Source organism: Photobacterium arenosum (genome assembly GCF_014841115.1).
Lineage (GTDB): Bacteria > Pseudomonadota > Gammaproteobacteria > Enterobacterales > Vibrionaceae > Photobacterium > Photobacterium arenosum.
In genome coordinates this window covers 114,006-138,685 of record NZ_JACYTP010000008.1, presented here as the reverse complement: position 1 = coordinate 138,685, position 24,680 = coordinate 114,006, and the positions used below count along the sequence as shown (strand labels likewise).

At 46.1% G+C, this 24,680-nt stretch carries 21 protein-coding genes; 2 read left to right on the top strand and 19 right to left on the bottom strand.

The window, feature by feature from the left end:
* Positions 1-26: 26 nt before the first annotated feature.
* Positions 27-923 carry a glycosyltransferase family A protein gene (locus IFO68_RS13595; RefSeq protein WP_192016398.1) on the top strand — a complete coding sequence of 299 codons (897 nt, stop codon included), beginning with the start codon at positions 27-29 and terminating at the stop codon, positions 921-923.
* 79 nt (positions 924-1,002) lie between these two features.
* Here IFO68_RS13595 and pbpC read toward each other — a convergent pair whose 3' ends face one another.
* The 19 genes from pbpC to IFO68_RS13500 form a co-directional block, all read right to left on the bottom strand.
* The gene (pbpC, locus tag IFO68_RS13590; RefSeq protein WP_192016397.1) at positions 1,003-3,210 is read right to left on the bottom strand and encodes a penicillin-binding protein 1C; all 2,208 of its coding nucleotides are present in this window, start codon (positions 3,208-3,210) and stop codon (positions 1,003-1,005) included.
* A 28-nt stretch (positions 3,211-3,238) separates the two neighbouring features.
* Entirely contained in the window at positions 3,239-7,789 is a 4,551-nt protein-coding gene (locus IFO68_RS13585) for an alpha-2-macroglobulin family protein (RefSeq protein WP_192016396.1), read from the bottom strand.
* Between the two features lie 205 nt (positions 7,790-7,994).
* On the bottom strand, positions 7,995-9,053 hold the full coding sequence (locus IFO68_RS13580; RefSeq protein ID WP_192016395.1) for a polysaccharide deacetylase family protein: 1,059 nt from the start codon (positions 9,051-9,053) through the stop codon (positions 7,995-7,997).
* A 57-nt stretch (positions 9,054-9,110) separates the two neighbouring features.
* Positions 9,111-10,301: a tetratricopeptide repeat protein gene (locus tag IFO68_RS13575; protein ID WP_225445226.1), complete on the bottom strand. Its 1,191-nt coding sequence runs from the start codon at positions 10,299-10,301 to the stop codon at positions 9,111-9,113.
* A gap of 180 nt (positions 10,302-10,481) precedes the next feature.
* A complete protein-coding gene (locus IFO68_RS13570; protein WP_192016394.1) occupies positions 10,482-10,889 on the bottom strand; it encodes a hypothetical protein in 408 nt (135 codons plus the stop codon).
* 190 nt (positions 10,890-11,079) lie between these two features.
* Positions 11,080-11,664, bottom strand: a complete 585-nt coding sequence (locus IFO68_RS13565; RefSeq protein ID WP_192016393.1) for a hypothetical protein — start codon at positions 11,662-11,664, stop codon at positions 11,080-11,082.
* 128 nt (positions 11,665-11,792) lie between these two features.
* A complete protein-coding gene (locus IFO68_RS13560) occupies positions 11,793-12,341 on the bottom strand; it encodes a hypothetical protein (RefSeq protein ID WP_192016392.1) in 549 nt (182 codons plus the stop codon).
* Between the two features lie 6 nt (positions 12,342-12,347).
* Positions 12,348-13,142 carry a hypothetical protein gene (locus IFO68_RS13555; RefSeq protein ID WP_192016391.1) on the bottom strand — a complete coding sequence of 265 codons (795 nt, stop codon included), beginning with the start codon at positions 13,140-13,142 and terminating at the stop codon, positions 12,348-12,350.
* Between the two features lie 73 nt (positions 13,143-13,215).
* Positions 13,216-13,917, bottom strand: coding sequence for a PA3715 family protein (locus IFO68_RS13550; protein WP_473741668.1), 702 nt, complete (start codon positions 13,915-13,917; stop codon positions 13,216-13,218).
* Positions 13,918-14,010: 93 nt separating this feature from the next.
* Positions 14,011-14,196, bottom strand: coding sequence for a hypothetical protein (locus IFO68_RS13545; RefSeq protein WP_192016389.1), 186 nt, complete (start codon positions 14,194-14,196; stop codon positions 14,011-14,013).
* Positions 14,193-14,687 (bottom strand): hypothetical protein, encoded by a 495-nt coding sequence (locus IFO68_RS13540; RefSeq protein ID WP_192016388.1) that lies wholly within the window; start codon positions 14,685-14,687, stop codon positions 14,193-14,195. Before IFO68_RS13540 ends, IFO68_RS13545 begins: the two co-directional genes overlap by 4 nt.
* A 29-nt stretch (positions 14,688-14,716) precedes the next feature.
* The gene (locus IFO68_RS13535) at positions 14,717-15,814 is read right to left on the bottom strand and encodes a PA3715 family protein (protein WP_192016387.1); all 1,098 of its coding nucleotides are present in this window, start codon (positions 15,812-15,814) and stop codon (positions 14,717-14,719) included.
* 67 nt (positions 15,815-15,881) lie between these two features.
* Positions 15,882-16,487, bottom strand: a complete 606-nt coding sequence (locus IFO68_RS13530; protein ID WP_192016386.1) for a lysozyme inhibitor LprI family protein — start codon at positions 16,485-16,487, stop codon at positions 15,882-15,884.
* Entirely contained in the window at positions 16,480-16,671 is a 192-nt protein-coding gene (locus tag IFO68_RS13525; protein ID WP_192016385.1) for a hypothetical protein, read from the bottom strand. The genes IFO68_RS13530 and IFO68_RS13525 overlap by 8 nt, the downstream gene beginning before the upstream one ends.
* Positions 16,672-16,867: 196 nt before the next feature.
* Positions 16,868-17,380, bottom strand: coding sequence for a hypothetical protein (locus IFO68_RS13520; protein ID WP_192016384.1), 513 nt, complete (start codon positions 17,378-17,380; stop codon positions 16,868-16,870).
* A gap of 136 nt (positions 17,381-17,516) precedes the next feature.
* Complete coding sequence (locus IFO68_RS13515) at positions 17,517-18,164, bottom strand: hypothetical protein (protein WP_192016383.1); 648 nt, start codon at positions 18,162-18,164, stop codon at positions 17,517-17,519.
* 34 nt (positions 18,165-18,198) lie between these two features.
* Positions 18,199-18,942, bottom strand: coding sequence for a PA3715 family protein (locus IFO68_RS13510; protein WP_192016382.1), 744 nt, complete (start codon positions 18,940-18,942; stop codon positions 18,199-18,201).
* On the bottom strand, positions 18,935-21,172 hold the full coding sequence (locus IFO68_RS13505) for a glycoside hydrolase family 19 protein (protein WP_192016381.1): 2,238 nt from the start codon (positions 21,170-21,172) through the stop codon (positions 18,935-18,937). The genes IFO68_RS13510 and IFO68_RS13505 overlap by 8 nt, the downstream gene beginning before the upstream one ends.
* Positions 21,173-21,184: 12 nt before the next feature.
* Complete coding sequence (locus IFO68_RS13500) at positions 21,185-22,639, bottom strand: DUF4150 domain-containing protein (RefSeq protein WP_192016380.1); 1,455 nt, start codon at positions 22,637-22,639, stop codon at positions 21,185-21,187.
* A 366-nt stretch (positions 22,640-23,005) separates the two neighbouring features.
* Here IFO68_RS13500 and IFO68_RS13495 point away from each other — a divergent pair, with 366 nt between their 5' ends.
* On the top strand, positions 23,006-24,646 hold the full coding sequence (locus IFO68_RS13495; protein ID WP_192016379.1) for a response regulator: 1,641 nt from the start codon (positions 23,006-23,008) through the stop codon (positions 24,644-24,646).
* Positions 24,647-24,680: the final 34 nt, after the last annotated feature.

Below are 24,680 nucleotides of genomic sequence, written 5' to 3'. Positions count from 1 at the left end.
GGATGGCCGTTGCCGGGAATGGTAAGATGATCAATGTTCAAATTTGCCTTTTTGCATACAACCTGGAGGAAAGCATTGCCAGCTGTATTGAAAGCGTCATGGAAAACTGCGGCAGTTATCAGTATGAACTGTTTGTCATGATAAACGGCTGTACCGATCAGACATATGACATTGTGTCTGGTATCGCTGATACAAACTCCAATCTTCACCCGGTTTTGATTGAGATAGGTGACAAGTCAAACGCCTGGAATACGTTTATCTATCAATATTATGATGGCCATTCAGTCGCCGTTTTTGCCGATGGCGATCTGACATTTGGTAACAACGCCTTTAAACATATTGTTGACTGCCACATCTCACAGCCACACTACAATGCCATTACAGGCTTTCCTTATGATCAGGGAAGAAGCAGTAAGCAGATGCAAAACAGAATGCAGCAGAATCATGACCTGGCTGGTGGTTTATACCTGCTTTCCCCTTTATTTATTTGGGCATTAACAAACAGCCACGTCAAATTGCCCGTCGGATTGATCGGTGACGACAGCATGCTGGGATTTCTCTCAGCAACCAATATTTGCAGCGGTACTGATTTACCCAAACAACGCATTGGTGTGTGCGTCAAAGCCGTGTTCATCTACTCCCACCTCAGCCCGTTACGCTGGCAGGACTACAAGCTTTATTTCAGACGCCGGGTTCGCTACTCGCTGCGTTACTTTCAACAACTCAGTATTGTCAGTGATCTCAAACAGCAGGGTATTTCCGCCATGCCGGCGGCTGCCATTCATGGCACGTCTGCATCCCTGCATCAGGTTCGCTGGCGAAGCAGTAATCTGATTTTTGACCTGATATCAAAATGGATGATCGACAGACAAAAAATGCGATTACACCCGGAGTCAGATAATACCAGCAAGTCTCTCAGCTAGCCGTCGGTTTACCGCGCAATGAACTGCTGGCCAGCGTCTGCACCATCCGCTCACAGTCCATATTCCATATCTATGCTTCTCAGTGATGAACCACTATCACTCTCTTGTCGCATTGCAGCCCCTGACATGCTGTCAGAGTCAGCTCTCCCTGATGGTGCGTAAGATCGATCTGACGGCCATTAAACGGCTGGTGATTGACATACCAGAATACCTCAGACGGTTTTTTGTTACTTTTCAGTGCAATCGAGTCTATTTGTGACAGGTAATAGTGCTGACCATTGTTGACAGACAAAATCCTGATCCCCGCCTCTGGCTGCTTCTGCTCAGATGACGCTTGTTCAGAGAGCCCCTGACTCATCATATGCTGCTGTTGCAGCCATACACTCAGCGCCTCGGGCCATCTATCCGTCACCACAAAGTCACCATCACTTTCCAGAGTAGGCGGCGTCAGACCATTACGGGTATAGGCATATTTCTGATACGCGCAGCTGGCGTCCGCTGATACTGATTTGGCCCGGCCTCCGGGCCAGCAGATCAACTGGCGCTTCACCGTTGCCGGCTGCTGTACCCGACTGGCGTCCTCGGGTAACTGATCAAATACATCAAACATAATCGGTGCTGCCTGAGTTGCGCCGAGATAACCGACAACAGGCGATGAATCCGGGCGGCCGACCCACACCGCCACTGTGTAATCGGCGCTGACACCGACCGACCAGAAATCGCGGTATCCATAGCTTGTGCCTGTTTTCCAGGCAACTTCACGACGCACCCGCGGTACCACCCGGTCCGACGCGCTGATCGCACTCAGGGTGTTAAATACCATCCAGCTGCTTTCAGCACTGAGGAGCGTTTTCTCAGTTTCTGGCGCTCTCTGCTGATCTCTCACCATATTCAGCGTTCTGAACTTCCCCTCTGTGGCCAGAGAACGATACATTTCAGCCAGTGTCAGCAGGTTGGTTCCCGTCCCGCCTAATCCAACCGTCAGGTTGGCCTGATGGTGTTGTAACTGCACCCCCACCTGACGTAAGCCCTGCTCGAAAACAGCAGGCGTCAGCGCATTAAACACCTGAATCAAAGGTACATTCAGCGATTGTTTCAGCGCCTCACTCACACTGATGGCGCCCTGAAACCGCTCATTCAAATTCTGCGGCTTGTAATCAGAAAAACGGGTTGGGATATCACTCAGCAGACTTTCGGTATGAATGACGCCGCGATCTATCGCCATACCATAGATAAAGGGCTTGAGTGTGGAACCTGGAGACCGGACAGCCTGAATCATGTCGACATGGGCAAAGCGGCTATTATCCTGAAAATCCACCGAGCCCTGATACGCGAGCACATTGGCTGTTTGGTTATCCACCACCAATACAGCCGCGGAGGAATGCGCAGGCAACTGGCGCTTCACTTGGGTCAGTAAGCGGGCAACCCGCTGCTGAATAACACCGTCCAGTGTCGTCTCAATAACATGCCTGTCCGGATACTGCTCTCTGAGCATACGACTGAGCAAAGGGGCCAGCGTCGTGTTGTGCGAACGCCTCAGTTCAACCGCTTCCTGTTTTAAATGCCGTGTGGCCTTATCACCCAGCAAACCGCTGCCGTGCAGACGATCCAACACTTTATTTCGCATGGATTGCGCTGTGTCCGGGTATCGGTCAGGCCGGTACAGCGACGGCTTTTGCGGCAAGACCACCAGTAAAGCGGCTTCGTTCTTCGTCAGGTGCCCGGCCGTAGTATTGAAATACCGCCGGGAGGCGGCCTCAACACCGGCGATATTGCCGCCAAAAGGCGCCAGGTTCAGGTAAAAAGTGAGTATCTCGTCTTTACTGTAATACCACTCAAGCTGCAAAGCCCGCCAGAGCTGTTTCAGCTTGCCGGTAATCGATCGTGCATGAGGATCAATCAACCTGGCCACTTGCATGGTCAGCGTGGATCCGCCAGACACAACGTAACCATTGCTGGCCCACTGCCAGGCGGCCCGGACAACGGACACAGGGTTAACACCCGGATGCCAGTAAAACCAGCGATCTTCATAATTGAGCAGGGCCTGAATATAGAAAGGATCAACATCAGCCAGTGTGACGTTGTAACGATGAACTCCCTGCCGATCCCCGAATGAGCGCAGTATCTCGCCATCCCTGCTAACGACGACTGTCGCAGGGCCATCCGGGTACAGAGGAGGCAAAGGCCACAAGCTGTTCAGCACAAATACTGCCAGCCAAAAGAAAACGAGCAACCCTGCCATTTTCACTGGCAGTGTGGCTCGCAGATTGGGCAATAATCGTTTCATCAGAAATGATTACTCTGGATCATCACGGCTATTTTTCCACCGTCATGGTTTGCGGCGTCTGCCAATACGCCAGATGTTTTTCCGGACGATACATTGACTCGATAAAGACAGGCGGTACCGCGAACGTGCCCGGTACTTCGGCACGCAGAATATACCCATAACGGGATTGCTGGCCTTTGCGCATTTCATCGGACAGCACAAAACGATCATTGCGGTATTCCTGATGATCGGCAGTCTTGAGCTCAATACCTGCCGGTAGTACCCGTTCGAGCGGCAAGCCTTGATTCAGGGCCGGGTTTTCCAGCACAAAACCGGCAGGAATCTTATCAACCAGTAAGGCATCATTCACGCGCTCGTTCAATGCGACAGTGAGTACCACAACAACCCGGTCTCCCACTTTCACACGGTTAGACGCCAGAGGTTCGCCCTTCATGGTATAGAGTTTGCGCTCTACCTGTTCGGCATCCAAGGTATTAAAGCGGTTAGCCTCATTGGCAATCCCGCGATTTAACATCTGGTAGCCTTGCGCCAGCACTTTGACATACACAGGTTTGTCATCCAGGTTCTGGATTGTCATGTCACTCGCTAATGGCTGACTGAACATCCCTGTCTGGCTCATCGGATTACCGCTGAAGGACAGATTGAAAATCTGATCGCGGTTTGCCGCGTTGGTCAGGGCAGATGCCTGCACCAGTGCAGCGCGTTCCTGCGTGCTCATCCAAGATGTGTTTGCCAGATCGATCAACTGCTCCAGATACTTTGTTTGCAGCTCTTGTGCCATTTCTTTGAGTGAATTATCACCCGCCATCTCCTGCAACACAGTCACCGATTTTGCGACATCGCGCAGGTTCGACCCGTAATCGCCGAAATACCTGTGCCTGCGGTTGTAATCCCTGATGTCATCGAGCATATCTTCCGCATCATCACTGGCACCTACGTTGGCATAACTGGCCGCCATATGCAGATAACTGAGCTGGGTTGGCAGGGTCGTCAACTTCATGCTGTCGAGATCACTCCACTTCAGCTTGCCCTGCTTGCTCATCAGGTAGGCAGCGTAGGCACGCGCCACTTTGGCTGATTCCATGTCATAGGCCAGATTACTGGTCAGTGATTCATTACGCACATACGCCATCAAGCGATTGGTGGCTTTAGTCAGCATGGAAGCCGGTACCACCCCAGGGAACCGTTTGTCAGCCGCGAGCAGAAAATCGGTCACATAGCCGCTGAGCCAGGGATTTTCCCGCCCACTGCTGTCCCACAATGAGAAACCGCCACTATTTTTCTGCATGGTTTTCAGCCGCAGCACGGCTTTTTCGATCAGCTGTTTGTCTGTCGATGGCGTATCGTCTCCGTCATCATCACTGTAATGACGAGTCTGATGGGCCTGGGCTTTGAAACGCTGCAGTTCTGGCTCATCCAGCAGAAATGGCCAGGCTTTACTGGTTGTCTGTTCGGCACAACCGTACGGATACCGGAACAGTCCTCGCGCATGCTCCTCGGTATTGAGCACAGGTGTCCGGCTGAAATAAGCGTGTCCCATGCTGCCACGCACCACATCCAGGCCAGACCAAAGCTGCTCGCTGACATTGTATGTCTCTTTCGAATCCAGCAGCACCGACTGCGACTGCGTCACCCAGGGCATGACCGGGCGAACCGGGATCCCCCACGAGCGTTCAATCGATATCTCCTGGTTGTTCACACTCAGCGTCAGCGAAGCACGGTCAGTGATAGTGGTATCTGACACACCAAAACGATAACTCTGGCTCCAGTGTTCACCATCTTTCAGCACCAGTTCAGTCGCTGGCTGCTGGTTGAAGTTAAGTGTTTCGGATCCCGCAATCGCCACCGCCAGAGTCTGAGTGTGACCACTCACATTGTGAAGATCGACAGTGACACTTGATTGGTCGCCAGGCACCAGAAAGCGCGGCACACTCAGTTCAGCCACCACAGGGGCGCTGATGGGTTTATCCAGCACCGCTTGCCCGACTTGCGAACCGTTAAAGACGGTCGCCACAATCTGAGCTTCACCGTTGTAGTCCGGGATGGCCATGTCAACCACAGCTTTGCCGTCCACCAGTTTGATCGGTCTGGTCATCAGAATGATGGACTTACTTTCAACCAGGCCGTCATTTTTGTTATCGGTGTCTTCGTTGGCATCACTGCCAAACCGCGACTGAGCAAACGGATCAGGCCGCTGATCGTACAAGCGCGAATACATATCGATGACATCCGCACTGTATCGGCGCTGGCCAAAGAAATAATCATGCGGATTAACCGGCTTGAACCGACTCAGATTGATGATCCCTTTATCAACCATAGACAGGGTGATCCAGGTATCACCGCCCTGCCGGGCATCAATGTTATCGACAGTCACCGGGACAGAAAGCGTTTCTGAGGGTTTGATCAAGTCCGGCAGATCCAGCGCAACATTCAGTTTTCTGTTACTGCGATCCAATTTAAGCGGTTTGATACCAAAGTAGCGCTTGGGTGTCTGTCCGTCTATTCCAATCAGTGTGGTGGTCAGGAACACATCGTGGCGGGCCAGTGATGCCGGAACCGGTACAGTTACATCAATCTTACCGGCCTGTACAGGATAGCTTTCCGACCAGACAAGCTGATCCGCTTCCAGTGTCACCAGCAGGCTTCCGGACAGAGGCGCAGTCACTGTGACTGTGGCTTGCTCACCGGCGACATACGCCGGTTTATCCGTTTGAATCACCAAATGATCCGGTTTGGCTTTCAGCTGTTCATTACCCTGATACCAACCGGCATAAAAGCTGTAGCTGGACGACACACCGGTCGACACATCAGTCACCGTCAGCAGATAGTCGCCCCACTTGGTGGAAAACGCCAAGCTTTCCGGCTGCTGGCCGACTTTGATTTTCTGGCTTGATAAACGCTTCCAGCGTTCCTGTTTTTTACGTTCCCAGCCAATGCCTTCTTCGTAAACCCAGTAATACGGCCCCTGATCATAATCCATGGTGACTTCCAATTCACCGCTGGTGAGAGACTGTCCATCAGCACTGAGCAGTGCAAGCTTGAACAAGGCATCGGTATTGTATGGTACAGAGACAAATTCAGGTTTAATGCCGGGAACCGGCTGATTTTTCCATGTCACGTAATTGAGCTTACGCTGTACCGCTGCACCGCCCGACTCCAGCAAACTGAAATTTGCCACGGTTTTTACCGGACTTTTTATCTGTTCCGGATCAGGCGTAGGGAGATTGACAGTTAACCGTCCTTCTTCCGACAGGGCGACTTCTTTCAGCTCCTGATAATTGGAATCCAGCGTGAAAGGCACGCCGACAGCATAATCTTCAAACTTGCCCGGAATATGAGTGACGGGGGCATAAGTCACCGCTGATTTCACTTTATTGCCCGCCGCCGGGCTGCCAAAAAGATAGCGGCCATTCAGTTCGACCTTATTCGTCTGGCCCGCGAACACAAATGGCGCGGCGTTTTGAAATGTCAGATCCATACGCTCAGGTACAAATTCTTCGAGCTGAAATGACAATTCGCTTATCGGGTCTGGCGCGGTCGGATCTAAACGGACTTCGATACGGTATCGCCCGGTTTTCCAATTCGCCTCGGTCTCAAGCTGACGAAAATAATAACCCTCGGCCTGAGGCTGTAACTGCTCCTTCAAGATTTCCTCATTCCATGGATTCACCACAGACAAGGAGACAGGTCGCTGAGATAAGGTCCTGCCGTCTTTATCGCGCAGAAGAATGTTTACCGGTAAGGCCTCACCGGGTTTCACCAAATCACGGTTACTGTAGATATAGGCTTCTGTCGCCTGATATTTTCGACCGCCAACGGCACTGTCCGACAAATCCAGCGGCGCTTCACGCATAGGCAGAATCGCCATTTCTTCTTTAGCGACACCGCTATCATTGCGGCTTGTCATCCGGGCGATAACAATATCTTTACGCTGAGTCCGGATATCAAAACGGGCAACCCCGTGCAGGTCAACAGGCTGACTGTCGAGTAAGGCGTTATCGCGGTAAATCTCTACCACACCTTGTGTCAACGCGTCGCCCGTCGAGAGCCTCGCCAGACTGAATACAGCCTGGCGGGTATTGATTCTGGCCTGAATACCAACATCGGTAAGCAGCATATGCTTGGCTTTCACGCGGTAAAACGTACCAGGCGCTTTAATCACCACTATGTACCAGCCCGCATCCAGGAAATGCGGAATCGGCAGTCGGGCTGAGGTCTGGACGTCTTTCTCGCTGGGCGGCAGTGTATAGCGGTCTGAAAACACGCTTTTATAAGCATGCTTGATATTGTCCAGGTCATAGCTGGATAATTGGTCCTGAAGATAATGCCTGTTCAGCAGTTGCCCCGGCTCAGTCACCTGTAATATCTCGACATCGACATGGTCAAGATTGATAAAGTTAACAGGGATCGATTGCTGGTTAGACTGCGGAACCAGTGGTCCGCTGCCGACAAATAAAACTTCCGGTGTTTGCTGTGATTTTTCTTGATCCGCTTCCGCATAACTGAATAACGAAAACAGCGACAGACACAACAACAGCAAACATTGCCGCCATTGCGCCAAATTAATTGATATAACCATAAAGTATTATTCTGCCCTTACCAACTAGAGTCGTAAAATATTGCTTTTATGTTCACTATGCGCATTATTCTATCCCGACCTGAATATAAAATGCTGCGATTAAGAATAAAAACGACCACTGGCCCGCAAATACAAAGCAGGCCATTAGAAATCAGTTATGAAGATCGAAAAAAACGCTGGCACTGAGACCAACGTCTTTCGCTGTTTATGAACATGACCGCCATTTCAGCCCGGCCTGATGCACCATGTCATCAAGATCATTCAAAACAACCGTCGCGTGAGGGTGAATGTCATGGAAAAGCACTATCCCCTTTCGCCATAACAACATCAATGTCATGACACGATCAGCAACCTGCCGTGATGACAGACGGGCATTCCAGTCCTGGCTATCAATAGTCCACAGATAAACAGGTTTGCCCTGACGTTGTAACCACTGTGAAAGCGCCAGGCTTCGCATACCATAAGGCGGGCGGAAAGCGGTGTCTGAAGGCAGGGAAGCAAATTGCGCCATTACCTGATCCGTGCTGGTAATGGAGTCTTTCGATTTATCCAGCGCCTTATGCGCATGATGTCGCCATCCGTGGGACCCAAGGCACTGAGACTGATACCAGTTCTTATGTTCAGCCGGAACCAGCTTACTACCCAGCACAAAAAAGTACGCCTGGATGCCTCTGTAATTCAGCTGATTAATCAGTGTCTGGGTACGAGTGGGATGCGGGCCGTCATCGTAGGTCAGCAGAAACTCGCCGTCGTCAAAACGTTCACCCGTTACCTCAGTGTCGTTAAAAGTCAGAATCTCACTGCTTATCCGGGGAAACAGCGTCGCTAAACGTACCTGCTCAAACAAATAATAGTGGTAAAACTGCTCACTGGATTCACGCCATTTACTGTCAAAAGCAGGCAGGCGTTCGCGCGCGATCCTGACCAGATCGTCCCACTGCTTCACAGACTGATTGTGAGAAGCAAAACGATACCCTTCCAGCATTCGCTGCTGCGTTTTGCTACGCCATGTCACAACAGAGTCAACACTCACCTGCTTCACACCGGTAAAACGAGAGATGTCCTCTGCGCTTGCCAGCGGTACTTTCGCCATCACATGGACAAACTGCAGTATCTCTGCGGCAGAAGCACGGTCAAAGGCCGCTTGTGAGTGAATCACTTCAGGCCATAAGTTTCTGTCTGTTGTGGCAACTTTATTTGGCCCGGCGGCCTGCGCCCAGCAAGCGCACAAACTAAGAGCTAGGACAAAATGTGTCAATCTCATAACGTCATCCAAAATAAGAAAAACGCCCGTCACAGCAGGCGTTTTCAGGCAAGACAATTATTGAATGTGTAGTTTCTCTTTCATCCGATCAATACCGCTCTGGTATGCAGAATGCTCACGAAGCCGTGATGCCGATTCGAAATTATCCAAAGCACTTTGCCACTCAGAAGAGGCTTCATAGATGCGGCCGATATTGTAGTAAGACCCAGCTTTAATGCGATCGGCGCGGTTACCGGATGCCAGCTCAATGGCTTTACGGTTGGCCCATAATGCTTCAGCACGTCTGTCTAATTTAGGATAGGTCACACCCAGATTACTGTATGCCTGGCTGAAATCCGGATTGAGGTTGATGGCATCCTGGAAGTAATACATGGCAGCCAGATAATCTTTATCCTGGTAGGCTTTTTCGCCAGCCGTATTCAGCCGCTTTGCCTGAGCGATCATGGCCGCTGTCACCAGACTGTGCGATTCAAAGGAGTCAGCAGCCAGTACGCCAGCCAGATGACTGTTGATGTCTTTATTTTTAACTAAAGACAGGTACTGATTGATGTCGTGAAAAGCGCCCTCACCATCAATGCCGAACACTACCCAGCTATTGGCACGGACATCATTACGTACTTTATAACTTCTGATATGCGTTTTACCGATATAAACATCAACACGCGCGTTACTGGCAGCTAAAGCCGTCGAATCATCACGGCCACCATTTGAGAAGTCGCGCACCATATAGACATATCGCTCGCCCTGTTTCTTTTTCACCACAGTGATGGTTTCAGGACCGTAAGATGAGGTGTCATCAACATCCAGATGAGTCTGATCACCTTGCTTTTGCGAGAAATACACATGGTTGCCCGGAAAGACCAGATGAGAATCCAGATCCGATGGCGAACTACCCCAGGTCAGCACAACACGCAAGCCATCCAGATTTGGCATCTCTGGAGATAACGCATAGGTAAAGCCTTCACAGGGGCATTTTACAACCAGCGTCGAATAACCTTCTTTTTCAATCAGCATGGTCGTATTCAGGTCATCAACCAGCTGAGCAGTATCCGCTTTGCCCTGCGCGTTGGTTTTCACTCTGACAGAGTTTTGACCGGTTCGCTGCCAGGTCACGTCGGCGTCCTGGATTGACTGGCCTTTCACGACGGCGCTGAGTACCTGTACTTCCCCAGCAGTCGCCACTGAGGAGATGAAGCCGATACAAGCTGTAAAACATGACACCTTTAGCCAAGAACGTTGAAACATCATTATTATTACCTTCCGTTGATTTCAACCATAAAGGCGACATTTCGTTGATGATATTTAAGGGATTACTTGATAAATCAGCAGGCAGCTTTGGTTTATTAAAAACATGATGGCAGATAAAATCTTGGTCACGTTCCTAAATTGAAAACAAGTACTAGGATTGCAAAGTCAAAAGCAACAACCTCATTTTTTGAAACTTCTGATATGATCAGCTAATTCGGCCTGTTTCACTCGTGTCAAAAAATTCTTACATTCTAAGTAGTTTTCTTCCCTTTTCTCACCGGTCGATATTATGTAATGAACAACTGAAATTTCTTTTAACATAAATGAATAATAATTTCCTTCATCAAGGTACACTGAAAATTCATCGTAACGATTCACTTTAACGTCGGGAGACGACAATCGTTTTTCAGCAACTATGTCTCCATTGTGTTTGATCGTTAAATTATCGCCTGTGATAAATAAGTCAACAACCCCACCATAACCATCATCGTCACTTTCATCATCTGGACCATACGAATAAACCTCTCCGCTCTCGTGAATGTCATCACAGTGGAATTGAAATGAATATTCATTTTCATTGAACTGCATACTTGCACTTAGATTAGCGACTAATGCAGACAGAATAACCAGTTTAATCGCTAATCTCCCTTACGGAATAACTTGAAATCATCATATAAAACCATATACAAAATATTTATTGGATAACAGGCACTGGTAAACACCACGATTGTTATTACAGCAATAAATTGTACCCTCTTAACGATTAACTTGAATATTATCAATTATCTAAGATCTGTTCTTTGTCACAGCTACTTATAGCTAAATTTATTAATTCATCTTTCTGGTAAATCTTTTCTGGACTATAATCTGATACCAATAAAGACCATTCATTAATCTCGTTCAACTTATCCAATCTATCATTAATCACATAGATTAAATATTCTTCTTTATTATCATTCACAAACCTTGTTGTCCATGTATTTCCACTGATTCCTATAGAATATGGCGACACTTTAGAAGTGCTGTATTCTAACCTTCCTTGCCAGTCAGATAACTGGAAGAAGCCATTGAGCACTGACTTTTTACTTAAATTACGGCTGAAATCATAGCCTTTAGCAAGCAAGTGATTCATCAAATCATTGCCATCAAAATCTGGAAAAGGTATGCCATCCTTTTTGATGAGATCGCCATTGTGGCAATTAAAGACCCAATCACCACTATCGACATATTTATCGCCGGATACTGTCATACCTAACCCTAAATCAGCAACATAGTCATGTTCGTGTAAGAAAAATAAAACACCAACTACCACTATGAAAATAAAAACGACAGAGCACTTATTTTTAATGAATCTCATAAACATAAACACTAACCTTCATTCACTTTCGTTCTTGAATTCTCAACACATATGCTTTGTTGAGAATTCGAAGTAAAAAATAAGCATGCAGACACTTAGGATTTCCTCAAGCAATACATTAAATTCTTCACTGCTCAGTTCAGGCAACGCTGTTCAAGCGCTTCAAAAAATTCCCGACTTAAACTTTGCCGGGTCATTTCGGAAGTGCCTGCATTTCGCTCGTAATCAAAAATCACGTGTTCGATCCTGCCATTTTTCGTCAGAATCTGAATTTCATACTGAGTATTGCTGATACGGTGCAGACCGCACACCAGTTTTCGCCGCGGGTTCAAGTGTAATCCATTCATTTTCCAGTCCGCTTCCTGAGAAAACAACCGCGCTTTCGGATGATATAAAAACACTTCAGATAACTGATTGGCTCCCAGATTATCGTCAATCACCAAATCAGGATGTCCGTCAAAGTTGATATCCAAAAAGCGGGCACTGTAATCCAGAGACTCAATTTCGTGGGGCACCGGGATGGATTGCATTCGCCCATCAGCAAACTGAACGCTGACCGCATGATCACCAATCTCGACCGACCTCACCAAAGCCACCGGATTTTCCCCGGCTGTGGTTTCAGACCAGACAGAAGCACTGAGCATCAAGCTCAGCACAGTAAGTAAAGACTTCATTTGGTTCATGGTGAACTACCTGCATGTCGCTTCGAAAAGCAATTGTGATTGCAGACTGACCCGAAGCTGGTGCGCCTGCGAATCAATCTGGTACTTGTAATGTCCGCGCTGGAACAATAAGTCGATAGCACCGGGACTGGTCAACGTTTTTGCCATCATGAGTTCCTGCGTGCCCGCTTTAGAAAACCTGTAAATCAACGCCTGATCTTGCTCGCGGAAACAAACACTGGCCACACGCTCACGCCCGATCTCACAGAGATAGACATAACTTTCCCCATCAAGACAACCTGCGTTGGTGACATGCCCAATACGATTCAATAAAGAAAAATTTTGCTCGTCAAAGAGTTGGGCCGGAGAATAGCGGCTGATATCCAGAGGCAAGTTGTACAGCGTGGATAAAAGATTCACATCCACTGAGGAACGAATCCGGTCCAGCTCCACAGCCAGAGGTTGCCAGACCTGCTGTTCAAGCATTCGAATATCTGGCAGGAATGGATGCCGGGTGAAAGACACTTTTGCAGCAATGGCAAGCGGACCGGCCGTATTGATGTAATAGCGGGTTGAATACTTGCCCCGGTCATGCACCACAGTCAGCTGTTGCAGTTCCTCACTGTCACGATACACCGCTTCTGTTTGAACACCGCCACACCAGGTTCCCCATAATTGCGTTTCGAGCACTTGTCCTTGTGAACTGAGTTGTATCGCACAATAGGGTTCGCCATTGTCGCGGCGGTTCTCTGTGTGTATATCAAGGGCTGCCGCCGGTCCTGACAACAACACAATGCCCAGCCAGAAGATACGTAACATCATCCTTCGTCCCCGAATTCACAGGCATCAAACAAGACTGGCAACAGACAACCCTGTGTGCTTTCTATCCCGCAAATCACGGCCATGATTTAAATCCCTGATAGGCCTTTCCGTCGAATTTCAGCGTCTGTTCAAAACTCCAGGCTTTTTCATAAACATCTGAAAAATATTGATCGCTCATCTTATCTTTCACTTTTGTCGTCAGTTTTAAATCACGGTATCCATGGGAGATTTTATTTCCGATATTGATATAGACTTTGGCCTGATGAATCGGGACAGGCTCATCAGTCACCGAAAAATGGCCTTCCTGATTCGTCCAGTAATTCATCGGCAAACTTTTCAGTACAGGCTGTAACTTTTCCTGCTCGCGCACAAAGAGCGTCATATAGCCAGACGCCCCACCCTCTGCATACCGGGAAGCGTAACCAATATCTAACCGAACCCCGACGGCTCTGGTCCCATCGTTCAGGTAATAACGTGCGGTATCCAGCCAGATCTGATCATTATCAATTCGGATCCCTCCTTCATCACCAACTGAACCGGTATAAGCAGAAACCACCTTATGCGTAGTTGTATCAACCAAGACAACGCGCCAGAGATACTGAGATGAGTCATCAAGCGGAAGCATAAAATTGCGCTGAAAATATGACCCCAACATGATGTCTGGCTCTCCCGGTAAGCGCTTACACGCAACCAGGGTGAGAGCACGTATGTTCACTTTTTGAACACACGTAAGTTCTCTCGGGCTGGTTGAGTAATTATTAGACACCTCATGCATTTCACACCTGTGGCAGGCGGTTAAAAATCACTATTTTTGTATATCCCAACATGCTTTTTATATGGTGATTTTACAACTTGTTAACTCATGCTCTCACCCTGTACACGCAACCGAGCTGAAATTATCCTCATTCCATTCAGAATCATTCTGATTGCGGGCATCAGACTTCAATACCGACATCATGGCATTACTGCATAACTGGGTTTGCGCGGCCTGTGCCGAACCCGCCCACACCAAAAGAAAAAGGGGGGCAGACACCATCAATTTCAATCGTTTCATGATTCATTTACCTTCAAAGATTGAATATGCTGGTAGAGCGCAGTCACCCGCTTGATATCCGGCACATACTCGCACTCCAGAAATGCATCCTTCACGGTATCACCTTCTGTAAACACGTGATTCACCAAAAGCGCCTCATCATCGATAAAGCTGAATGTATAATAGTTATATTCTGCAGTTGCTATTTTCAGAAAACCTAAGGGATCCATGGTGACTGATTCGGAAGTCACCTTCTTTTCGACGGCCAATGCATCATTTCTGTAAATCGAGACATCCTCACCGGAGACAATTATTTCCACTTTCCCACTATAACCATCTTCCATCTCATAGACTGGATAGGTCCCGTACTCGTTGGTAATATATTCGCCTCTGTGCAAATCATCACAGCTCAATTCAAACTCAAAAAGATTGTCACTACTGCTGGCTTGAGCGACATGAGAAAACAGCAGCATTGCTGAAAATACCAAACCGCTTCTACTGCCTAATTTCATCAAATTTTTCCTTCTGGTTGACTGACTCATTATTCACACGCATTTATCTCAAATTTCAATGCGACATAGCGATTCCCATACTTTCTCAGCAATAAAGAGCTCGTAGTAAAATAAGTACCCAATTTCGACTTATCCACAAAACAAAAGTGATAGCCTAAATGGTTCTCTTTGGTGAGGGTTAAAGCGTAATACCAGTGTTCACTGTCCATCACGATCATCTTTTCTGAATAAACGGGCTTGGGAATGGTTTCAAAATCTGGAAAACAACTTTCTTCCTCTGTGCGTCTTGGCATCAAAGAACTTCTAAATGTGGTGATATCCAGATTCTCATAAACATCTTTCAGTAATTGCGGATGATTTGGCCGTACTTCTGTCGCTTGATAAGATTGTCCATCAAAACGAAGCGTTTGCTCTGTTTTCTTTACATCAGATTTATAAATGTTCTTTAATGGATAATCAGTCGACTCTTCAACCTTTGTTGTGATTCGAATGTCCCGATAACCATGTGTTTGATCCTTTAGAAAAGAAAGGAAGACATGACTCTGTGTCGTAATCAAAAGATCATCGTTCGTACTACAGTGATCCCCTTCAAGTCGTTGCCAAAGATTCGTGGGAAGATTCAAAAGGACAGGCGTCAGCTCTGAATCTTTTTCTACAAACAATGTAAGAAAATCAGTTATGAGAGAATCAGCACACCGGGGAGCAGTACCGATCATTAACCGGACTCCCAATGCTCGTGCTGTCTCATTTAAGTGATACCTTGCAGTATCCAACTTGATGCTATATGGACTTACTCGAATACCACCATCTTCCTGAACTTCATCACGATAGCTGGATAGGACTTTTCCGGATGATTGATCAATCACCAATACACGCCATAAATATCGATCACTGTGACCGTCTTGCGTCATATTCTTCAGATACGACGCGAGCATTTTATCTTGATTGTGAGGCAATATTTTGCAAGCAATCGCGTCAAACTTTTTATCGGCGAAGCCTTGATGAGACAAGTCAAGTAATAGAATTGACTTCGATGCCTCTGAACAAGGCTGACTGTCGGAAGCATAGAGGTGGTTGGCGAACAATAATGCGCACAACATAAAAATAATATGGGTGGTACTTTTCATCAGTCAGTTTCCATTTCAAGCCATTGCATTCTTCAACATCATGATCGTCACGGTTTCAGACCCATAATTAAAGCTGCAAAGCTGAATAATAAAATCGCTGTCTTTCCATACAATCGATTCGGTTTTCTTTCAGATAGGTGCTCAAGAATTGACAGTTTTTGTCTGCATAGGCTTGCCACAATGCATTCTGATCCGCTGGTGATGCCTGCAGCGTTTTGTTTTTGGATGCATAAAGGGTGTAAGCCAGTTCCGTCTCCTGAGAGGTGATATATGCCAGCTCTAATAATCGTGCTTCAGTGACTTCCGCCAGGCAAAGGTAGATGACTGATTTTGCGGATGGATCCAGCTCGGACACAGCAAAGTCATCACCAAAGTAAGGATGATGATCACACAAGTCTTCTTTGAATTTAACCCAGGCACGCTGAACGCTTTTCAGTTGCGAGAACTCATCTGCAGACAATATCGTTTGAAGTGCCCGATATTTTTCGTTCAATGCCGCATCTTTGGTTTCATATTTTTTGAAGTAATGACGATACAGTTCATTCAAGTCATCGGGATTGACAAGATCATCCGCATGAGCAGAAGAAAAACCGCCAAACACAGCCAAAATCCCAGCAAGAACCCAGCGACATTGATAACCCTTTCGACTCATCTCATTACTCTCTTTACTCATCGACCTCATGGTCTTTATTCACCCAGACATCAAGATCGAATTCGGCTGGTACCAGATAACGATACTGCGACAGTAGTGTTTCGATTTCACGATCATCCGGCACCATCCCGATTGAACTCTGAGTACAAAGAATCATGGGTGTAAATGCCAGCTTAACATGACCAGGGCGACCATATTGATACATGAGCTCTTGGCCACGACCACAAATTGAGATCACCTTCCCATTTGTCGTATGACACACAGAACATTCAATGAAGACTAAAACCACGACTCTGATTAAATATCACTGTAAGCACTGCTGATATCAAAATAATCAAAACCACTTTCCCTGACTTCAATTTTTATACACTCTCCTGTTGGCACAATTCCATTAAGCATTATCATGGTAATTGATTAATCTTAACATTATGTATATGTTCAAATAATTTTTCTGTATTCCCAATCATAGGAGTGTTTGTACACTCAAAAAAGAAATCTTTAAATGTTTCATCATATTGTATTAAATGTTGTATCAAAACCAAATCTGTACGACCTAGATGAAAAGAAAAATATTCATCATCCGTTTTTGATACTTTAATTCTAGATGACCCTATCATTTCAACAGCATTGGAAGTTAATTCATCATTAATCATCAGCCCATTATCTTTATAAATTAATATTTGGTTGTCAGAAATAACTAGTTTTACTTGACCGCTGTACCCATCATCCATTTCATATTCGTGATATGCTCCAATCACCGAATCAACGATCATTTCCCCCCGATGGAGATCATGACAAACCAGTTCATAGCTAAATGCTTCAGTTACAATTCGAGCTTCATTACCCGCTGAAAAAAACGAAATAATAGACAAGATAATATAGAGAGTTTTCTGGTATATTTTATTCTTATTCATCTATATCTCCACTTCCACATCTGACAATATCAATTTCGACTTTTATTTTATTATTGTAACCTGTGATACAAAGAGCATCTTTTTTGATAAAAAACACGTGCACACTGGAATCCTTGTATGTAACCATACATGAATATCAATAAGGATTTTCTGGGGTTATTTCAACTTTCTTTTGTAGAATTGCTTCTAGTAGATTACCCCAATATCCCTGATAGGCTTCAAAATTTGTTTCTTCCAGGCCATTCATACATTCGTAAATACTATATGAATTTTCAAAATTCATCCCCCTAGTGACATTGTTAGTGTTAATTTTATCGTCATAATTATCAAACATGATTTGCCAGTCATGCTGTCTTAGCATGGTCTTTGGGTTATAAAATGAAAAGTCAATAAGCACGTAAGACTTTGAAAATTCTTGAATGCTTGCATTGATCACAATACCCTCTGAAGGCTTCTTAATACTCGTATTTATGAGTACTTTGTCATTACTTTTCAGAATGAAATTATCACCCTCAACTTCGATATGATAATTTCTAATCAGAGATTCATTGATAATTAAATAGTTTTCTGGATATTCTGGGTGATTTTTAGGTGCGACCGTAATACCTAACTCTTGAAAATCATAATTGGTTTGATAAGGAGCAAGTCTAATATATTGACCTTGTTCACTCACAATATCTTGTGTGTAGTCGATTTGGCAGTCAAAGCTGAATAAATTATCTGCATATGTTCTCAATGACCACAGAAGCATCAATAAATATAAAGCTGGTAACCTGACTTTCATTATCTAACGTCCTCAAGACATGATCAGTAACGGATCATCGATAAAAATGACCATCAAACTTCAGTAGCTTATTGCGGTGAATGACTTTCAGTTGCTCATCCAGCACCTCATCTCGTTCATTTTCAATTATTTCTCTACGTTTTACTAGTAAATCGTAGAACCCATTTGTTTTTGTTTCTTGTACTTCAACGGATGAATTTACTATCTGCTTGATGACTCTTTGATCTTCATAGCAAGCATTTCCTTTTAAAATAAACCAATCTTGCATTGGATAATCAATCAACACCCGATTCATATTATTCTGGTTTTGAACAAATAAATTGAAATACTGATTCCTGCCACCTGTAGAACAGGGGGCTGCATACCCAACATTCAATATCACACCAAATGCTTTGACGTTATCATCAAGATAATAGTCATGAGTGTCTAATAAAATTGGATCATCACCGACTGCAATCTCAGTCTCTTCCTCTATGAATCCTGAATACGAAGATTCAATACGCTGCTCATCTTTAATTAACAAAACTCGCCAATGATATAAATCATATTTCTTATCTTTCTCACTGAGCTGTAAATATGAGGCTATTGTATAGGCACTATCGGATGTTTTTTTACAGGAGTACGCTTTTAACTCATCTTTGTGATGCTCCCCATTATTTGAATTAAATGCATCATTTTTCATCAATTTCACAATTGAATCCACACATTTCTGACTCTCATTTGCAAATGATGGTTTACTTGCAACAATAGCGAAAAATATAATAATAAACTTATTCATCAATTATATCCAACCTTCCTGTTAATACTTTATAGGCATCTAAAAAATGCTGTCTTCGTTCAGCTCTACTTGGTGTACGTTTATTGACTATATCTGTAACTCTATCCGTTGACTCAATAGTTCCATCAACTACATTATTGATTTTTTTTAACTCCCAAAATCCTAGTGCAGAGAGAAAACCAACTTTAGTTTCTAGCAAAACCTCCGGATTGTTAACAATGTCAAACTCAAAACCTTTTATTTTATCCTCAAGAACCTTTTGTACATCTTTATAATTAACTAACCATGTTAACTGAATAAAACCTTTCCCTCTATATAACCAACCGGATTCATCCCCTCCTTGTATCAATTCAAAATAACCATTAGGGCAAGCATAAACTCTTTTAGCAATTTCATATTCCTGAGGGAATTGAGAATAGTAATAAGATTTTCTTTTAGTATACTTTCCTTTATCCTGTTCAGATAAAATAGCATACTCATCGCTTGTTATTCTTTTATATCCTAACTGATCTGCTTCAGTTGTGTAAGTTAGAAAATATGCTTTACCTCTTAACCCTTCGACGCTATACCATAAGTCTTCTTCTTTCCCAAGCAGGCTATCACCTACTTCCTCTCTAATCTGCGCAAAAAACTGAGCCGCACGTTCATGCGTATTGATTTCGAATAGTTCAGCATTAGCATTAAATAAAATCCGAACTTCTTCTCGCTTCCCTTCTGGAGCATCGGGGAATAACGCAGCCATTTTTTCTTTAGATATCTGGTATCCATAGCTACCGATAGTAAACGGCCAAAAATGCCAAACCTCTGGCTTTAGTTCTAGTTTTTCAGGGTTGATATCCTGCATCCAACTGGTGTTATCGATGCGCTCTTTTTCATGGATGGCAAAACTGTCGTATGACTGTACGAAGTTTTTACGAAATTCCGACGACATATAACTTTCAGTCGAATCAAAATATCGGCTTAAACTTGCTTCTGTCAACTTTTGGCTCATTGCCAATACTTGATTAAACCAGTGCTCTTCTGCCTTGGAATACCACTCACTCGGGTGCTTGGCGATTACTTTTTCAAGTCTGTTCGTGGCGGCCTGATAGAAGGCAACCAGTTCGTTTTCTGAGATCTGGCCGTCGTTATCTGTGTCGATTGCGCGGCGAATGTCGTTGAAGAAGGTGTTTGCCGGCTCCATTACGCCGGTACTGCTGCTGCCGTCGATAACCTGAAAACCATGTTCTTCTTGTCCACCAGCCAGAGCTTTAAGGAAATATTCAGGCGGGCGATCATTTGAGAACACTTCAAGATGAACGCGGTATTCCTGATCAATATTGCCCTGGGCATTTTTCAGGTACTCGTACTTGCCCAGATAACCCAGGTGTTCGCCGGCTTTAATGTTCATCGGCAGTTCGGGTACCTGGACGGTACCATCAGCGACGATGGGCAAATTATTTTCCGGGCCATTTTGGGTGTGCCATGGTGGCATTTGTTTGGTTAACGGCTCAGCCAAATTGTTCCAAAACTCCTCTGGATTGGTGCCTTCACCGTATTGCTTAATGGCCAGCCAGACCTCTTGATTCAGCTTCTGATCGGCTTCATTCTGAATCTTAACTTTATCCTTATTACCAACATACTGACCGACGCAGACCACCTTGACCTTAAGAAAGTCATATTCGGTATTTCTAATCTTGTCTTTGGTTACTGTTGCTCGTGAAGGATCAATAAGCTTCAGGATTGAATCTTTAGGCAGTAACACTTTCTTGTCAAAATCTGCACTTCCCGGCTCACTCCGAGAGTTCCAGTTCTTTTTCAAGCGGATATAGGATATCTGACTCGCGCTCTCTGCCGCTGTGATCGAATCCTGAATTTCCTTCTGCGATTGCAAATGCATGTAGAGGGAATAGAAAGTATAACTTTCGTCTTCTTTATCCGGGTTCTGGAAGGTATGGCGCAGCAGGCAGAAGTTGTTGCTGTAACTGGAAGTGGTCTCCTGATACTGTGTGGTCGGGTATTCTTCCGCCATGCGATAAGCCACCAGCTCACCGTCGGCCATGGCCTGAACTGGCTGGAAGTGCTGTGCCCAGAATGCAATGCGATTATTGAAGTGAATGCCACCGTGCCAGCCACGGCCTTTGCTGATGATGTAACGGCCACTGGTCTGCCCGTTCAGCAGCACCTTCAGTGCAGACACATCGTTGAACTGGCTACCGTCGACCTGACAGATGGGAAATGCGGTTTTCATGCTCGTGTCACCTTAGTCTGAATACACATCGAGGAACGGAATCAGGCTTTCCTGTCCGGTGTTTGCTGTTGTGAAAACCACAGCAGTCACCTGGCCGACTGTGGAACTGTAACCGGAAACCTGGGTGTTTGTCACAATACTTTCTTCTGCGTTTTCAATTAGCTGCACCAACTTCTCACTTAACGAAGAAAAATATTGTGCCGTAATGTCCGGCAGAAGCCGCTTCAGGGTTTTCAAGCCGTCTTCATAGCGGGCAATCCCTTCTACTATCACGGTGCGGTGCTCGTATTCAGCCTGCAGTTTAATAAAGGCGAGATAATCGGCTATCACACCGACAAAATTGTCGATGTATTGACTGAACGACTGAGCGACAGCGTCCCAGTCCATATTGCGGATGTATTCGATGCTGTTGCCTGTGCCGTGATAGCGCACACCACCCAGCAAAAAGGCCGGCGGCAGAAACTCATCCGGCGTGAACAAGGCATCGAGAATATGCCCCTGCGGATGGCACAGTGGCGCCAGGCTGTGAATCAGCGGTACGTAGTGATCGACTGTGTCTGCGTCGCGTTGAATCCAATCCAGTGCTGACACAAAACATTCGCCAAACACTTTATGCTGATGTTCGGTGGCGAAATACGTGGCGCTGAACTGGCTTTCAAACCGCACCAGTGATTCGAAATCCGGATCAGAGAAGGTTTCCGACAGCAAAACGCCCCAGTCGTTGCGTACGCCACTGCGTTCCTGCCAGAACGGCACGCGATTGCCCGCCACAGCTGAGCAATAGCTGAATAAATCCGGATACGGGTTTTCGACGCTATTTTCCGGCAGGTTATTGTAAGGCTGATACGGATCCTGAGATTCCTGAATATTGAAGAGACACAGGGTTTCTTCCAACCCGCTGACCACGGCCTGTCCGGAAGCATCCAGAGTGCCGCTGCCCAGCTCCGCCCCGCCTTCATCAGTAACCGTAAAAGGCGCATTTACCAACGGAGCACCCGTTGGGTATCGGCAACTCAGGGTGACATCAAACGTTGCGGCTTCGTCTGGCGGTACCTCGACACTGGCTTGGGATACGCCAGACAGGCACATGGTATTGGCTTTGTTCATGGTCATCATGTCAGACAAGCGGGCAACCCCTTCGCCTTCGATTTTGACGGTGGCAGAGGCAGTGACAAAAGCGGCTTCTCCCTGAATGACACCAGAGACTATGCCCTTCTTGTCTCCACCTTCATCGCCGGTACTGGTCGAGAATTTGCTGGGTTTGATCGCGATACTGTTGCCACCGTCCATTGTCACTGTCGTCGTACCCTCCACCAGATCGGCCGATTTGGCTTCATTGGAATAAGGAATCGGCACAACAGGTGGTCCGCACTGTGTCATACAAACATCCGGAATATCGGCGTTTGCTACGCCCTCCGAGCCTTGGTGGACAATACTCAACCCATCTGCACTTACTGTTACCGGCATTACCCGTCCTCATCTCATCAATAATTAGGCCATTTTATCAACAAGATAGGATTGCTTTCTCACTGGAATCTCAGTGAATAAGACGGATATGACTGTCGATTTAACGGTTTACCCCGAAGTGAGAAGCGGATTCCGTTTCTGTCCTGATGATTCACGTTTGCTTTTCTGACCTTGATTATCTGGTCTTATGATCTTTTCTTAGAGCGAAGGCATGCCATGACACAGCAGTATTATCCAGAACAGAACCGACTGGGACAGATTTTAATTCTGCAGTTATGGTAACTAAGTAGCGTGATTTTCTGAACGCATATGCAACAATGATCTAATCTTTTATGTGAGTAACCTCTGTCGGGGAAGGCGAGGCCTATGTTGTTATGCCACCACTCTTTTTTAATCATTGACGATAGTCATATGGCTATCGCACTGACGCGCTCTATGCTGACTAATGCCGGTGTGCCCAACTCACACATTCAGACCGCCACAGACAGCCTGAAAGCGCTTCGGTTACTGCGAACTAACCAGTTCGACGTGGTACTTTGTGATTACAACATGCAGCACCATATTGATGGCGGACTTATTTTTGAGGAAATCAAACATAATCATCTGTTATCACCTAGCAGCGTCTTTATCTGTGTGACCGGCGATAACAGCCAGAAAGTCGTGACCCATTTTCTGGAACTGGAACCCGATGATTATCTGATTAAGCCGTTTCGTTTTTCTGATTTCATTTCGAGAATCGAATACGTACTGGAGCGAAAAACGGTATTGAAGGTATTACTGACTGCTATTGATGAAAAACAGTACGAACAAGCCCTGCATCTCGCCTCGTCACTAACCCAGGACTTCCCCAAGTATAAGGGCTACATCACACGCATACAGGGTGACTGTCTGTTGCGGTTACAACGCCATCAGGAAGCTGAAAACCTGTATTTAAAGGCCTGTACGGAAACACAACATATCTGGCCCATGATAGGGTTTGGTAATGCACTGCAAGGCTTGGGAAAACTCAAGCAGGCACAAGAGATTTTCCATAAAATACTGGCAAAACATCCGTACCACCCCAAAGCCCGCCAGGGGCTGGCTAACTGTCTGATCAGACAAAACGAACTGCCGCAAGCCTTACAACATTTTCTGATGCTTCATAAAATCAATCCGGCTAACCCGATCCGGGAACTTATCATTGCCAACTTATATGCCCACCAGCAGAACCATAATAAAGCCGCAACCGGCTACCAGCGTTTCATCCGCAAAGTCGCAGATACCAGCCAGTACAGTTATGGCGTGGAAGTGAACGCCGCCATCTCGCTGCTATTGGCCAGCATCTATTCCCGTGATGCCAAACACACAACACAACTGATTGATGAAGCCCGTAGTGCGCTTGTTCAGCTAAATCAGAAAGCAGTGAAAGAAGATAAACGGCTCGAAAATCACCCCAGCTTTCTGGTTGGTCTGGCGATACTCGCCTGCATGCGCGGGGAGATTCAAAATTGCTACAGCATCGCAAGTCAAATTGACATGGATAGCGTAGGGACAGATGACTTTTACACCGCGTTGAATCTGGCACGTATGTATGGATTTTGTGGTATGCCGGACATGTATGAAGCGGCAATGGTCAAAGCGCGTAAAATTTGCGGTCAGACAGAAGATGAAGGACTGATGCTCAGTCAGATTGAGCTGCTGAACGGCTTTCAGGATGAAATTTACCAACGGCTGAGATTGGGGGGCGCACTGGTTAAAAAGGCACAGTCATACCGGCAACAAAACCTTGCCAATCAAGCGCTAAAACACGCTTACCGTGCTTTTTTCATCGTACCGTTTCACCATGAGCTGTGTTTTTTAATACTGGAACTCACCGCACTGGCTACCCCTGTCGGGCTACAGCATGATGAGGTCAATGAGATTCTGAAATCCTGCTACTGGCTTTACTGCCATGATAAGCGCCCGACTGAACAACAGAAACGGCGCGCGCTGGATCTGTACCGGTTAGCGGCCATGCGAGTGGCGTAATGCTCATTAGATCAAGGTGCGATCTCCCACATCA